At 30.3% G+C, this 15,333-nt stretch carries 13 protein-coding genes; 2 read left to right on the forward strand and 11 right to left on the reverse strand.

Annotated elements, in window-relative coordinates; translation table 11 throughout:
• Positions 1–157 precede the first annotated feature (157 nt).
• Positions 158–643, reverse strand: coding sequence for a DUF6241 domain-containing protein (locus KPL38_RS07405; RefSeq protein ID WP_216288511.1), 486 nt, complete (start codon positions 641–643; stop codon positions 158–160).
• 383 nt (positions 644–1,026) lie between these two features.
• Here KPL38_RS07405 and KPL38_RS07410 point away from each other — a divergent pair, with 383 nt between their 5' ends.
• The gene (locus KPL38_RS07410; protein ID WP_246577861.1) at positions 1,027–2,643 is read left to right on the forward strand and encodes a PAS domain-containing sensor histidine kinase; all 1,617 of its coding nucleotides are present in this window, start codon (positions 1,027–1,029) and stop codon (positions 2,641–2,643) included.
• Positions 2,644–2,862: 219 nt separating this feature from the next.
• On the opposite strand, the gene KPL38_RS07415 is transcribed toward KPL38_RS07410, so the two are convergent.
• The 8 genes from KPL38_RS07415 to KPL38_RS07450 all read right to left on the reverse strand — a co-directional run bounded on the left by KPL38_RS07415 (position 2,863) and on the right by KPL38_RS07450 (position 12,156).
• Entirely contained in the window at positions 2,863–4,329 is a 1,467-nt protein-coding gene (locus KPL38_RS07415) for an MFS transporter (protein ID WP_216288512.1), read from the reverse strand.
• 3 nt (positions 4,330–4,332) lie between these two features.
• A complete protein-coding gene (locus tag KPL38_RS07420) occupies positions 4,333–4,746 on the reverse strand; it encodes a MerR family transcriptional regulator (RefSeq protein WP_216288513.1) in 414 nt (137 codons plus the stop codon).
• 176 nt (positions 4,747–4,922) lie between these two features.
• Positions 4,923–5,495, reverse strand: coding sequence for a hypothetical protein (locus tag KPL38_RS07425; RefSeq protein ID WP_216288514.1), 573 nt, complete (start codon positions 5,493–5,495; stop codon positions 4,923–4,925).
• Positions 5,496–5,690: 195 nt separating this feature from the next.
• Entirely contained in the window at positions 5,691–6,224 is a 534-nt protein-coding gene (locus KPL38_RS07430) for a GNAT family N-acetyltransferase (protein WP_216288515.1), read from the reverse strand.
• Positions 6,225–6,351: 127 nt separating this feature from the next.
• Positions 6,352–7,644, reverse strand: coding sequence for a hemolysin family protein (locus KPL38_RS07435; RefSeq protein WP_216288516.1), 1,293 nt, complete (start codon positions 7,642–7,644; stop codon positions 6,352–6,354).
• A gap of 158 nt (positions 7,645–7,802) precedes the next feature.
• Positions 7,803–9,110, reverse strand: coding sequence for a hemolysin family protein (locus tag KPL38_RS07440; protein WP_216288517.1), 1,308 nt, complete (start codon positions 9,108–9,110; stop codon positions 7,803–7,805).
• Positions 9,111–9,288: 178 nt separating this feature from the next.
• Positions 9,289–10,281 (reverse strand): LCP family protein, encoded by a 993-nt coding sequence (locus KPL38_RS07445; protein ID WP_216288518.1) that lies wholly within the window; start codon positions 10,279–10,281, stop codon positions 9,289–9,291.
• Positions 10,282–10,506: 225 nt separating this feature from the next.
• Complete coding sequence (locus KPL38_RS07450; protein ID WP_312884171.1) at positions 10,507–12,156, reverse strand: NAD-dependent malic enzyme; 1,650 nt, start codon at positions 12,154–12,156, stop codon at positions 10,507–10,509.
• 259 nt (positions 12,157–12,415) lie between these two features.
• Between KPL38_RS07450 and KPL38_RS07455 the strand changes: the two genes are divergently transcribed.
• A complete protein-coding gene (locus KPL38_RS07455; RefSeq protein ID WP_216288520.1) occupies positions 12,416–12,979 on the forward strand; it encodes a TetR/AcrR family transcriptional regulator in 564 nt (187 codons plus the stop codon).
• 128 nt (positions 12,980–13,107) lie between these two features.
• Here the strand turns inward: KPL38_RS07455 and KPL38_RS07460 are convergent, their stop codons facing one another.
• Both KPL38_RS07460 and KPL38_RS07465 read right to left on the reverse strand, forming a co-directional pair.
• Complete coding sequence (locus KPL38_RS07460; RefSeq protein WP_216288521.1) at positions 13,108–13,575, reverse strand: S-ribosylhomocysteine lyase; 468 nt, start codon at positions 13,573–13,575, stop codon at positions 13,108–13,110.
• A gap of 168 nt (positions 13,576–13,743) precedes the next feature.
• Positions 13,744–15,114 (reverse strand): APC family permease, encoded by a 1,371-nt coding sequence (locus KPL38_RS07465; protein WP_216288522.1) that lies wholly within the window; start codon positions 15,112–15,114, stop codon positions 13,744–13,746.
• Between the last annotated feature and the right edge of the window lie 219 nt (positions 15,115–15,333).

A 15,333-nucleotide genomic window follows, 5' to 3' on the forward strand; every position in this document is an offset into this window, starting at 1 on the left:
GATGCTTACAGCTCTGCCAAGAGATGCTTACAGCTCTGCCAAGAGATGCTTACAGCTCTGCCAAGAGATGCTTACAGCTCTGCCAAGAGATGCTTACAGCTCTGCCAAGAGCTGATACAGCTCCGGGAGGAGATGATTATAGCTCTGTAAGAGATAATTAGTTCCTAAGCGATTTTGCTTTACCTATTGTTCCATGAAGTCCATTCCATAAGTAATTATGTTGATTTACCCCATTAGCATAATCATTATTTTTCCAGGTTGTAAGAAATTGCAATAAAGTAACTTTATCAGGATATCCACTGTCTTTAACCTCTGCAATGAGCTGGTTACAATTATTAGTAGTTATCGGTACTTCCCCCCATACTTCTCCGTCTACTGCCACAATTTTAGTATTTATCATTTTATGCATTTTATTATATAACACTGCCTCTTGATCACTAATAACATCAGTCGATTCATTTGGCTTTATTGCAACCACTTTGTTAACTATATTCTTTTTTATTTGAACAGCTTGTACAATTGATGGACTCCCTTGTTTATCTGGTTTATGTTGTGAATAATAACCACCTGCCCCTAATATGGCAATTACTAATGCTATACTGCTCATTACAAGCCATTTCCCTTTTAATCGATTTTTCATCATATAATTTTACCCCCTTTAATATATGGCTTTGATAGTCAATTGAAAGATATTATATCGTTTACTTTTCATTTTTTTGTTATATTATTTAATATATATTATTATAACACTTATGTCATATTATTCCAATATTATTTTATTAAGATAATTAATATTAATATTGACCAATTTCTCTATTAGTTTGCCTAATTTTTAAAATCTGTAGTATGGTAATCTATAAAAATTCATAAAAACCTAAATAAATTAAATTTTAGGTATTAAATATAGTAATATACTATAAATTATGGTAAAATGTATAAATAATAAAATTGTACATTATTTTGTAATGTGCTTGTTTAAGACGATAAAATTAGAACATATGTTTTTTAAAAAATGGGGGTAATGTATTGTCAAATCCTTTAAACAACGCAGAAATCATAAAAAATCAAAACGAATTGGCAGCTATTATTGAGAATGTCTCCGATGGCATTTGTATTTTTGACAAAAGCGGTCAATATATAATATTTAACAAATCAGCAAGGAATATATTTTTTCCTAACAATCAGTCTCTTAGTAAATTAACTGATGCATATAAACAACCATGTTTTTATGGTATTTACGGAGAAAACATAGAACCTGCAAACAATCCAACTCAAATGATTATGAGAGGTGAACAATTTAAAGAAAGGAAAATGACAGTAAGACTTTCCCATGAAATATTGGATATAAATGTTAGTGGCACTCCCATTTATGACGAAAATGGAATATTCAGTTTAGGTGTACTTTCAATTCGTGACACAACCGACTCTCGCAGACATGAAGAAGCTATAAAAAGAAGATTTGAGATTTTAAACAGAGTAGTAGATACTTTTGACTTACCCCTTATTAGACTATCATGCCCAAATTTAAAAATTATTGATATTAATAAGAAAGCATATAGTGCCATCAAGTTGATAAACTCTAACATTACTTCTATTGATCAAATAAAAGACAACAAACTTTATAACTTATTTGGAAAGCTCAAAACTATTGAATATTACCAGTGTATGCGCGAAGCTTTAGAGGAAAAGAAAACTAAGTATTTGTATGCACTAAAAAATCTAATAAATGGAATCGTGATATATTGGAATGTCATCTTTGAACCTGTTCTTGAAGTAAATGGAGAAGTCCAAGAACTTTTAATTTTAATAGTTGATGTTACACCTGAAATTAAATCGGTTAAAGTCATGGAAAACGAATTAAAGATGCAAGGTGAATTTCTTGTGAATATATCACACGAGCTTAAAACTCCATTAAATGTTATATTTGCAACCGCTCAGTTATTTAGTATGTATTGTACTACTGACACTTTGGATAAAAATAAGGCCTCAATTATAAAATATATAGATTGTATTAAACAAAATTCATATAGATTGTCTAAAATGATTAACAATATCGTTGATTTATCAAAAATAGAAGCAGGATTTTTTAAATTGAAGCTAACAAATAACGATATAGTTAAATTTGTAGAAGATATAGTGATGTCTGTAACTAATTTCACTGACAGCAAAGGCCTAAACATTGTTTTTGATACTAATTTAGAAGAAAAAATTATTGCTATTGACACAGAAAAAATAGAACGGGTTGTTTTAAATCTTATATCAAATGCTATAAAATTCACAGATAAAGGTGATGAAATAGTCGTATCTGTTATAGACAATGATAAGTTTATTGATATATCAGTAAGAGATAATGGTATTGGCATTGAAGACAAGTACTTAGATATAATATTTGATAGATTTAAGCAAGTAGATAAATCTTTATCAAGAAATGCGGAAGGTACAGGTATTGGGTTAAGTTTAGTTAAATCAATTGTAGAATTGCATGATGGTAACATCCATGTTAAAAGTAAATTTGGCAAAGGTAGTAATTTTATAGTTACACTTCCCTCTGTTAACGTACTTAAAGACGATCCGCTATATAATAGTGAAGTAAGAAGCATGGATCAAAATATACTAGTAGAACTTTCAGATGTATACTCTTAACTACTCTAAATAACATAGTAAATCAACTTTTAAAAAAGCAGAAAAAAGCAGAGCTGTTTAAAACTTAAGCTCTGCTTTTATTCCAGTTTTTTATATAAAATAGCTATATCTATTAAATCATCTATAACTACAATGAATATTAATTAATAGTAACTTTAGTTAATAAATAGTAACTTTAGTTAATTAGTAGTAACTTTAGTTAATTAATAGTAACTTTAGTTAATTAATAACCGCTTTAGCCTTAGCTTTCACTTCTGCTTCTGTTTCTTTCCACACTACACTTGGCCCTCTTAAGTAGGACATAAATGCAGCTAGTAAACTAAATACGAAACAAAGTGTAAATGCGGTTCTAAGACCTGCAATAAATTGGCCTGTAGCAATTCCTTTGCCACCTACTTGAGATCCGATGAAAAGGGCCTGCATAGCATCAGGTGATATACTTGATGAAATAATAGCCATACATATAGCGATACTTAGTACCATTCCAGCATTAGTCATCATTGTACGAAGTCCAGCAGCAATACCTCTTTTATCTGCTGGTACACCACCCATTATTGCACTTGTATTGGGTGCAAAGAACATTCCTGATCCAAATCCCATAATCGACATCCATATAACAAGTTCAGCTATAGGTGTATCAGCGCTAATAACCATCAGTCCTGCAAGACCAACAGCTGAAATCACGAGCCCAATCGAGCTTAAAATTCGAACGCCGTATTTATCAGATAACCATCCACTAAATGGTGACACAACCATCATAGCTAAAGCAAATGGTGATAAGAGTATTCCAGCAAGCATTGGGTCTATTCCTTTTACCCCTTGAAAGTAGAATATTAATAAAAATGTTACTGCACCTCTTGCAACACCATTTAGAAAATTAGCAGCAAAAGCAAATGCAAGCACTCTAGTTTTAAGTAATCTTAAATCAAGCATAGGAAACTCAACTGTATTTTCTATATGAACAAACAATACTAAAAGAACAATAGCTACTACAAATAATGTTATTACATAGATATTCATCCAACCACTAAATCCACCTAAAGTTAAGGCTGTTAGTAGCGCAAGCATACCTGCTGAAAAAGTAGTCGTACCACTCATATCAAACTTTTGTTTTTCTGAAGTTATTTTTGTTTCTTTGAGTCTAAAAGCTGCCCAAAGTGTTCCAATAATACCTATTGGGATATTGATGTAAAAAATGCTTCTCCAACCAATACTTATAAGAAATCCTCCAAGTATAGGTCCAGCAACTGCAGCAACACATATTATCATGCTGTTAATTCCAAGTGCCTTCCCAAGTTCTTTTTTAGGGAAAGCATCTGCAACTATTGCGGTACTATTTGCAACCATTAAAGCTCCACCAACTGCTTGTATCATTCTAAATACTAGAAGTTGAAATCCCGTTTGAGCTATTGAACATAAAAGCGATGTTAAGGTAAAAAGCGCAAATCCACCAACATAAAGCTTTTTCCTCCCCACCATATCTGCCATCCTTCCAATGGAAGGAACTAATATCGTCATAACAAGCATGTACCCCATAATAGTCCAAGTAACTATACTCATACTTGTGTTTAAATCTTTCATAATAACTGGAAGCGCTATGAGCAGTGTACTTCCGCTAAGAACTGAAAAGAGAGCTCCTAGTGTTGTACACGATAGCGCTGTCCATTTGTAGTTAATATTTTTCATTAATTATTCCTCCTGTATCATTCCACGATAATCTTCAATTTTTGTTAAAGCCATTTTAAATTTTCCTTTTGATCTTGCTAGTGATTGTTCTTTTTTTTCAATTGAATCTATTTGTTTTTTAATAAGGTTTATAGATTTATCTATTGTAACATCATCTTTTATATTTTCTTTAAAAATTCGTTTTAAGTCTTTTTCAAGTAACAATATAGTTTTGACATCATTTAAGCAGAATCCTAGGCTTTCTCTTAAATCTTTTATTCTATTAATATTTTCAATATCTTTTTCGCTATATAATCTATAAGAGCATTCCGTTCTTTTAGGAATTATAAGTTCCAATTCTTCATAATATCTTAAAGCTCTTTTGGTAAGCCCAGTTCTAGTAGCAACTTCTTCAATTTTATAATATTTTGTATCCATACTTCACCCCCATTGAAGTATATTACGCTACTATAACCTTCACGTCAAGGCTATAGTAGCGTAATATATAAAAGAGGCACGTTTACAATAAAATATATTTTTTATTAACAAAATAAAAAATGAGCATAATTTTTTATGCTCATTTTTCATGATAATTTATTAGATTAAATTAAATTTTATCTCCAATATCCTGGTCTTCGTCGTCGTCTAATTAAATTTCTAATAATCAATATTTTTGCTAAATCATTATATCCACGTCTTCTGCCGTATCGACGTCTTTGCCTTGTATCATTATCTTCATTTTCATCAAAATTTTCATTTTCATCAAAATCTTCTATTTCGTCACCTCTATGATGCTTATCGCACTTGTCACATATATCGTTACAAATATAATCCATTTCCTCTTTGCTAGGGCAATGTCTTTTGCCATACTTTGACTCCATCATATCACAATGATATTTTACCATAGGATACATTATCATATAAATTTTAGGATACATGCTTTTTAAATCATCATCATCCATTGAATTATTCATATTCATCATAGGCATCATCATAGGCATGTTATTCATCATTGACATCATCATTGGCATGTTCATCATAGGCATATTCATTGGATTGTCCATTGGATTGTCCATTTGATTATTCATTTGCATATTGTCCATTGAATTATCAATATTCATAGGCATATCCATCATTGGATTGCTGTTTGCCATTTTGTCACAATTTTTACAAGGGTAATAATACATAAGTACCTCCAAAATAATATTTACCATTTATATTATTCTAAATTTTCGATTATGTTACTTCCCCTGATCTTCAACTATTTTATAACCTAAAAAACATTTTTCTATATTAAGCTTTAACAACATTTATATTTTTACATAGCTAAAGACCAATCACTATTTAGCAATCGGTCTTTAGCTATTATAAATATAATATATTTAAATCACAGCACTCTCACAAGTTAAATTATCATCTGTTTTTTCAACCATTACTGATTCATATTCCTTGCATAACAATGCTCTAATATATCCCCTATCATTGTTTGTTGATTTTATATAAAAACATCTTCCATAGTAAAACCTAATAAGAGAAAACATTCTTGATGAAGTATGAAGATATAATTTGGTAACACCTGATTCTTCCATTAACTCATCAACAGAATTCATTAATATCTTTCCAATACCATTGTTTTGATGCTCCTGACTAACCCCAAATCTAGTTAAATAAGCAGTATTATCATTTTTTATCTCTATTCGCACAGAACCAATAATTTCTTCATTAAATAAAGCTACATAAACATTAGTATTCTCTATAGCCTTTAAAACGTCATCATATGTTTCCTCAAAAGGTACAACCATTTCTGTAATTCCTGCATTCTTAGCATACGTATTAAAAGATGTTTTTGCAAGTATTCGTATTGCTTCAATATCCTTTTTAGCAGCTCTTCTAACTTCAAAGAACATGTTTTTCATGTATCTACCCCCAATTTCATATTATTATTTAATAAATTTTCTATTCCTATTATTCTATCAAAAAACATCCCATTATATTGTTAAAAAATTGTTAAATCTTTAAAATAGGTATGTTAATCTTGCATTGTTATTTCGCTATTTTCTTAATCAATACTTTACTTATTCTTTTACTATCACACTTGAGTATTATAAATTCGTATTTTCCATATTCAACTTTATCGTTAATTTTAGGATAAGAATCTAATTGTGAATAAATCCATCCACCAATTGTATCTATATTTTCAACCTCTATTTCTATATCTAAAAGTTCAATGACATCTTCAATAAGAACTTTTCCATCTACAAAATAACTACCATCTTCGTTCTTAATAATTTCATTTCCTTCTTCATCAAACTCATCCTGCATTTCGCCAACTATTTCTTCTAAAATATCCTGAACAGTTACAAGTCCAAATGTTCCACCGTATTCGTCAATTATTATAGCCATTTGCATTTTCTCTGTCTTGAATACTTTTAATAATTCACTAATAGATAATGACTCTGGAACAAATTTAATTACTCGTATAATGTCTTCTATGTTTTGACTATTACCTTGAATCTTTTGCTTATATAAATCCTTAATATGAATGAATCCTATAACATTATCCTTATTATCTCTACATACTGGATATCTAGTATGTTGTTGATCTATTGTGAATTTAATAATATCCTCATAAGAATCCTCAGCATATATACAATTCATATCAGTTCGCGGTATCATTATCTCTTTTACAGTTTTTTCAGAAAAATCGAATATATTATCTATAAAAGTTAGTTCAGTTTTATCTATTAGTCCATACTTATAACTTTCTTCAACCAATAACTTTATTTCTTCATCAGTGTGTGCAGCCTCATGCTCATCAACTAGTGATACACCAAAAGCCTTTAAAACTAAACTCGTGCTATGGTTAAATGCCCACATTATCGGAAAAGTTATATTATAAAACACTACAAGAGGAAACGCTGTAAACATAGCAATCTTCTCTGTATTTATAATTGCAAGAGACTTAGGAACAAGTTCTCCAAATACAATGTGAAAACCAGTTATAATTGAAAATCCTACAATAAATGAAATCGAATGTATAACACTTTCCTGAAGATTAAACAAACTAAAAATAGGACCTAGCATAGCTGCAACAGCAGGCTCTCCTACCCATCCAAGACCAAGTGAGGCGAGTGTTATTCCTAACTGACATGCAGATAAATATGAATTTAAATTGTTAACAACCTTTGAAGTGTATTTCACATTTTGTGTACCTTCATGCAGTAGTGTTTCTATCCTTGATTTTCTAACCTTAACCATTGCAAATTCTGTTGCAACAAAAAAGGCGTTCATAAATACAAGTAAAAGCACTATAATAATATTTACCAGAGTAGTCAATTTTGAAAGCCCCTTCCAAGTAAGTATCTTTATTCTTCATTTACTATTATTCTCAATTATTTCTATAATATATCATAACATATTTTAAATTTTTATAAAATACCATATTTATAAATTTATTACATGAAAAATGCTCTACTTTAAAAGCAGAGCATCTTTTATATGCATATTTTAATTCTCTCTATTCTTCTTTGCTTAACTTCCTCTATTTTAAATATTACATCACCATATTCAATAGTTTTATTTTCATTTTTCTTCGGAATACATCCCATAAGACTAATTAAAAATCCTCCTATTGTATTATAATTCTCTGAAAATAAATTTAAATCTAGATTATCATTTAATTCATCTAAAGAAAGTAATCCACTGACTATATAAGTATTATTATCAACTTTTTTTATGTCAGGTTCCTCATCATCGAATTCATCTTCAATATTTCCCATAACTTCTTCAACAAGGTCTTCGATAGTGACTATTCCTGAAAATCCACCATACTCATCTACAAGTATAGCCATATGATTTTTAGATTTTTGTAAGTCCTTAAATAGCTGATCTATATTTTTGCTTTCATAAACAAAATAAGGCGAATGTAGTATATTCTTAATATTTATATTTTCAAAACCATTTTTTTGTGCCTCAATTATAAAATCTTTCATATAAAGCACTCCTATAACATTATCAACATCATCATCATAAACTGGTACTCTTGAATACTTTTCTTCTAATAACTGATTTAAATACTCACTTACAGGTTCATTAACATCAATTGCAAATACATCTGTTCTTGGTGTCATAACCTCCTCAGCTGCTTTTTCATCAAAATCAATAATATTATTTATCATCTTTTTTTCAGTTTCGTTTATAATGCCATGTTTTTGTCCTACTTCTATGATCGATACGATTTCCTCTTTAGATAATTTTTCTTCTACCTTGCAACTATCAAGACCAGTAAGTTTAACTAGCATATTAGTTGATACTGATAATAACCATACAAAAGGAGTTATCATTTTAGATACGTAGTAAATAGGTTTTATTGAAAACATTGCTATAGATTCTGATCTTTGGTAACCTAAACGTTTTGGAAATAATTCACCAAACACAAGCGTTATAAAAGATAAAACAATAGTTATACCAACTAATGCAAATTGTCGACTATAAGGCACACTTAAATTTCTTAAGTAACCTCCTAAATAATTAGCTATGGTAGTAGCTGCTATTGCACTAGATAAAAATCCAGCTAAAGTTATTCCCATTCTAATAGTAGATAAAATTTTTGTTGGTTCCTTTATAAGTTTTGCAAGTAGCAAAGCCTTTTCATTTCCGTTTTCGGAAAGTTTTTTAATATTATTTTTGTTAAGCGATACTATTGCCATTTCTGCTGATGCGAAAAACGCATTTATCAATGTTAAAATAACAATTAGTATTAATTGCACCATTAAATCGTTGGGCGCGGGGTCTGAATCCATTAAAAATTCCTCCTCTTAATTAAAAACATTTAATACTTTAATCATATCACAAAAGTTAATTGTTTTACTAATAATATGAAAATAATTATATAAATATATCTATATATTATATATATTTACTAATATTGGTTCCTTTTATATTATAAATAATATTGTTCGTAATATGTTTCTATATTGTTTAAATTTGCGGAGTTGTAGGGACTGGCTTTATATCATCATAAATAAATTTATGAATTTGATCTATAGTAGTATTCATATCACAAACCAAATACCATACTTTATCTATTGTCTTTCCCCAGCAGTATCCATCCACTGGAAATCTCTCTTGAACTACTGTAGTTGATTTTGTTGTAATCACCTTTGTACCAAGTTTTAATATATTTATACTACTAATGCTTGTCTCAGTCAGTGGAAGAAGCTTCGAAACAACAGACGGAAACTGCGTATCTCCTAGTGACTCAATTTTTGTAAGCATTGCCGTTAATACTGTTCTTTGTCTTTCTGTTCTTTTAAAGTCTCCTCCAGTAGTATATCGTATTCGTGAATATGCAACCGCCTGGAGTCCATTTAAATTTTGAGTTCCTGGATTTTCTAATTTAGTCACTGCTTTTTTCTCAATTCCAGCAGTCTCATTCATATAGCTATTAATCAAAGTAACTTCATCTTGAGCAACATTTACCTTAACCCCACCAATAGCATTTATTAACTTTTCAAGATCAAAAAAATCAACAGTAACATAATCTTTTATATCTAAATTGAAATTTTCATTTATAGTTCTTATGGCAAGCTGTGACCCCCCATAAGCATATGCATGGGTAATCTTTGTCTGACCATGACCTTTAATCTTAACATATGTATCTCTCATAATAGAAGACATTTTTATTTTCTTATGTTTTGTATCTATAGAAAGTATCATTATAGAATCAGATCGACCTGGTTCATCCTTATCTCTTCTGTCTACACCAAACAAAGCAATATTTGTTATCCCACTTGATGCATCTTTTGCAGCTGCGGCAGCACTAATGCCTAAATCAGAATTTGCTCCTGATATTTTTACAGTTTTTACTTTGCTAAGTTGGTAAAATGTATAACTAATTACTCCTCCAAAAACTAGTGCCCCAAGAATAATCACACTTACAACAACCTTCGTCACCTTTTTCTTCTTTTTCATGTTTTCACCCTTCCATAATTCGCATGATATAAATTATACAGTATATTCAGTACTTTGTTACAGCTCCACAGGAGATGATACAGCTCCACAGGAGATGATACAGCTCCACAGGAGATGATTTAACTTATTATAAAGTAAATATTTTGTCATATCAATAGGAAACTTACGGTAAATGGAAAAATTGCTCACGTTAATATAACATGAGCAAGATATTTTAAAATTATTTTATTTATAAATTGGTTCCCAAATAGCATCTTCCACTGCCTTTGTAGCATCTTTGATTTCTATGCGATTTAATCCTTCTTTAATTGCTTGTTTTACCACCGCAATTGCAACAAGTTTTGATGCTTCTCGAATTTTTTCAACAGAAGGTAAAATTGCAGCTCCTGCCTTTGAAAAATCTTGTAGAGATGTTATTCCATGAGCAGCTGCAGATAACATTCCATCAGATACAGTTTTAGCTTTTGCAACTATTATTCCAAGTCCCAATCCAGGGTATAAAAGTGCATTATTAGCCTGACCAATAGTATATGTTACCCCGTTATGCTCAATTGGCTGAGATGGGCTTCCAGTTACAACTAATGCACGGCCATCTGTCCATTTTATTAAGTCAGTAGCTTTTGCTTCTGCAAGTTTTGTAGGATTAGATATCGGCATAATAGCAGGTTTTTTATTTAACTCTGCCATTTTTCTTACAGCTTTTTCTGCGAATGCACCGTGCACACCAGAAGTTCCAATAAGCACTGTAGGTTTGGTAGCCGCAACTATTTCTGCAAGATCTGTAAGTGGTTTTTTAAATTCACTCTTAGCCCTTGCATATTTTTTCTGACCATCAGTAAGATTTTCCATATCATCAGTAATTAGACCAAATCGATCAACAAGATAAAACTGCTTTATTGCATCTTCCTTTGATAATCCACTTTGCACCTTTTCAAGTAATATTTGATCTGATACACCAACACCTGCAGTACCACCACCAAATACTAATATTTTGTGATCTTTAATTGGTATACCAGTAACCTCTGCAATAGCAGTCATTGCTGATACCATCATAACTCCAGTTCCTTGTATATCATCATTAAATGTACACATCTTTGATCTATATTTTTCAAGAATAGCACTTGCATTCCCACGTCCAAGATCTTCCCAATGAAGAAGTACTTTAGGAAATAACTCAAGAGATATCTTTACAAATTTATCTATAAAATCATAATATTTTTCTCCAGTGACTCTTTTGTGTTTATTACCAATATAAAGTGGATCATTTAATAAAACCTCATTGTTTGTTCCACAATCTATTACTATAGGAAGTACATTTCTAGGATTAACCCCTGCAGCAATTGTATATACAGCAAGTTTTCCTATAGATATATCAACTCCTTGAACGCCCCAATCACCTATTCCAAGCACTCCTTCACCATCAGTTACAACAATTAGTTTTATTTCATCAAGGTCTTTTAAAGAATTCTTAATGGATTTTTTAATGTTCTCGGGTTGATCAATTGAAAGGAAAACAGCATCCTTTGGAGTATCATAAATTTTAGAGTAATTTATTACTGCATCACCTATAGTTGGTGTATATATTATAGGAAGAAATTCAGTAATGTGTTTGCCTATAACGTAGCAGAAAAGCGTTTTGTTAGTATCATATAAATTCATAAGATAATTACGTTTTTCTAATTTATCTTCAAAATCTTTAGTTCTTTTATAAATTATTTGTGCTTGCTCCTCAATAGTTCTTACAGCCTTTGGTAATAATCCTGTAAGTTCATATTTTTCTCTTTCCTGCTCAGTAAAAGCAGTTCCTTTGTTCAAATAAGGATTTCTTAACAAATCTTGACCTTTTAAATTTATCATTTCATAAAACTCCTCTATATTTCTATTATTTTCACTAAATTACTTTGGATTCATTTTATTTTTAAATATATTGTAACAATTTTCAACTTAATAAACAAGGAAGTATAAATTGTTTGCCTGATATAAGCTTTAATATATTATGATTTGATTGACATATCAATAATGGTTTGCTATTTTTAATGGTAAGGTGTACATTTTTTTAACGACATTTTATAAGTCATTAATATTTATGCTACCCAGGAGATGATTTTTTTAATTAGGAGGAATATATAAATATATGGGAAGACCAAGAAGTTTAAGTGCAAAAGAATCAATTTTTGACTGTACAAAAAAACTACTTTGTGAAAAAAATTATAACAGCGTCACCATTGATGAGCTATCCAAAATTTCTGGAGTTAGTAAATCTACTATATACAGGTGGTGGGCTAATAAAGATATTTTAATAATGGACATATTCATTTGTGAAATAAAAAGCAAAACTCAATATCCAGATACTAACAATACTTTTAGTGATATTTTATCTCAAGTTATGAATATATCAGAAATATTTAGTAGTCCTTTAGGTAGATCTACTTTAGAGATAGTTGTTAATAGCAATTCAGATGAAAAAGCAAAGGAAATGTATAGAGATAATTACTTTGCACCAGCTAGAGCAAATGCACTTTTAATATTGGAAAGAGGTATTTCAAGAAAAGAAATCAATCCAAACATCGATAAAGAATCTGTACTGGATTTAATTTATTCATCACTTTATTTTCGTCTATTAATTAATCCAGGTACTTTGAATGAAGAGTATTTTACGAATAAGTTAAAAATCATTCGTATGGCTATAGGACTATAACTCTTGATCGCAAAAAAAGAAAGATACACAAATTAATTTGTGTATCTTTCTTTTTTAAAATATTATATTAGATTTTAAACACTATATATCTAATTAAAATATCATTATATATAAAGTTTCAAAAATTTTTAAGCTTTTATTTCTGGATAAGTTACATTTGCATCAGTTGCATTAACAAGAGTATTAAGATATTCTTGTACATCTTTTTTAGCAGCTACTAGATCCATGTCTGAATAATTACCGCACTGATCAGGTTGTGCTCCTGGTATTTCTCCTTCAAAAGCTAATATAAATCGCATCATATCTGTTGCTACAGAAAAAGCTTTTGTCTTATTTATATTTCTCATAATCATATAAAAACCTGTTCTGCAACCCATAGGGCCAAAATATATAACTTCTTTAGCTATGTCTAAATTTCTTAGATACGTTGCACCAATATGTTCAATAGTATGGCAAGCACCTGTTGACATAACCTTTTCTCTATTAGGTTCTTTCATTCTAAGATCATAAGTAATTAGATCTCCATCTATCCTAGACTCATACAAACCTCTTAACAATTTAATATGATTAACTTGAAAACTTGATATTACTTCCATTATTATCTCCTCCTAATTTTATTATAGAATTAAGGTTGTCTATCTCTCCTCAATATGTTATATTCCATTATAACATATCGGATATCAAAAAATTACCTTAAATCATCTCCTGGGTCGTTAAATAATCTTAGCCATAAACATTGTATTGCAATTTTTCAAATTTATTTATTACCCAATTGCATTAGATTTTTCATTTTTGTTTTTAAGTCTGACATATAAATAGAAAGGAATACCAGCAATCATAAGCATAAATCCCCACATAACCGAATCAGATCCCGTACCCCATATTGCATATAAAACATATGTAAAAGCACCCAACGGAACAATGGAATTTGTAATAAAGTTTACTATGTTAATCTTTGTTGATTGCTTTCTTGCAACTACTATATCTGCAGCAGCTACCATAATATAAGGTGGAAGAGCTGTCATTGTAGCAAGTAGCATAACAAATTCGTATGCTGCATTAAGCCCTTTGAAATAATTCATTGAAAGTAAGACTATAGATACAACACCACTTAATATAATAGAATAAACTGGAGTCTTATATTTTTTATTTACACTAGCAAATATAGGTGGAAAGAGCTTATGTTCCGCCGCAGCAAAAGCGGACCTTGATGCCAATATAATTCCTCCATTAGCACATCCTATTGTTGAAATAACAACACCAATAGCTATTAAAAGGCCACCCCAGTTTCCTCCTGTCATTGCATTAAACATATCTGCAATAGGAGCTTTAGACTGTGCAAGTTCATTCTGCGATAAAATTCCTGTTGAAAGAATGCTTACAAGCAAATATACAGCTACAAGACCTAATGTACCAAAAATAGTTGCTTTTCTAATATTTTTTGCACCATTTTTAATTTCACCACCTGCTGTAGTCGCACTCTCTAATCCTACGAATGACCACATCGCTATTGCAATCGCCATTGGAAAGCTTGAAAAACCAGCACCATCTTTTTTAACCGATACCTGAGATACCGTGTGAAATAATGCAGGATTGAAATGAAATAAAGCAAGAAGTACAAATAATACTAAAGGTAATAGTTTGCAAATTGTTGTTATATTTGAAACCATCATTCCTTGTTTTATACCTCGTATATTAATGACAATTAATATTATTAATATTGCAGAACCTATACCAAATGCAAGTAAATTATTTGTACCTATTACAGGAAAAATTTTGCTCATATAACGTAGGCAAGCAATAATTAGTGCCGCCCCTCCTGTTGACTGACCAATCCAATATAACCATGCAACACTAAAAGCAGGAAATTCACCAAAAGCAGTATATGTATATTGAACGCATCCCCCTGTTTCAGGAAATTTTGTTGCCATGTTTGCAAAACTTAATGCGATTAAAACAGATCCGATTGCAGCAACAATCCAAGCGACAATAGAAACTCCCGGTGAAGTAGCCGCAGCCATATTCTGAGGTGCCATAAAAATACCTGAACCAATAGTACTTCCTACTACGAATAGTATAGCGGTCCCAAGACCTATTTCCTTTTTCAGTCCATCTGACTTATTTGAATTTCCCATATTAAATTTACATCTCCATATATTTTATATTTTTTATAATATCTAATTCATTCTTAAAATATTATATCTTTTTTTGAATTCCTATGCAATCTATAATAAACACTTTCATAATAAGTATTTTAAAGTTAAATCCACTTATAGAAATAGTATACTTCCCTTTTGAAATGTCGTTAAACTCAATTAAGAGCCCTAAAAAATTTAGAGCTCTTAATTGAGTTT

It is taken from the genome of Clostridium psychrophilum (assembly GCF_018861705.1).
In the GTDB taxonomy this organism is placed as follows: domain Bacteria; phylum Bacillota; class Clostridia; order Clostridiales; family Clostridiaceae; genus Clostridium_AD; species Clostridium_AD psychrophilum.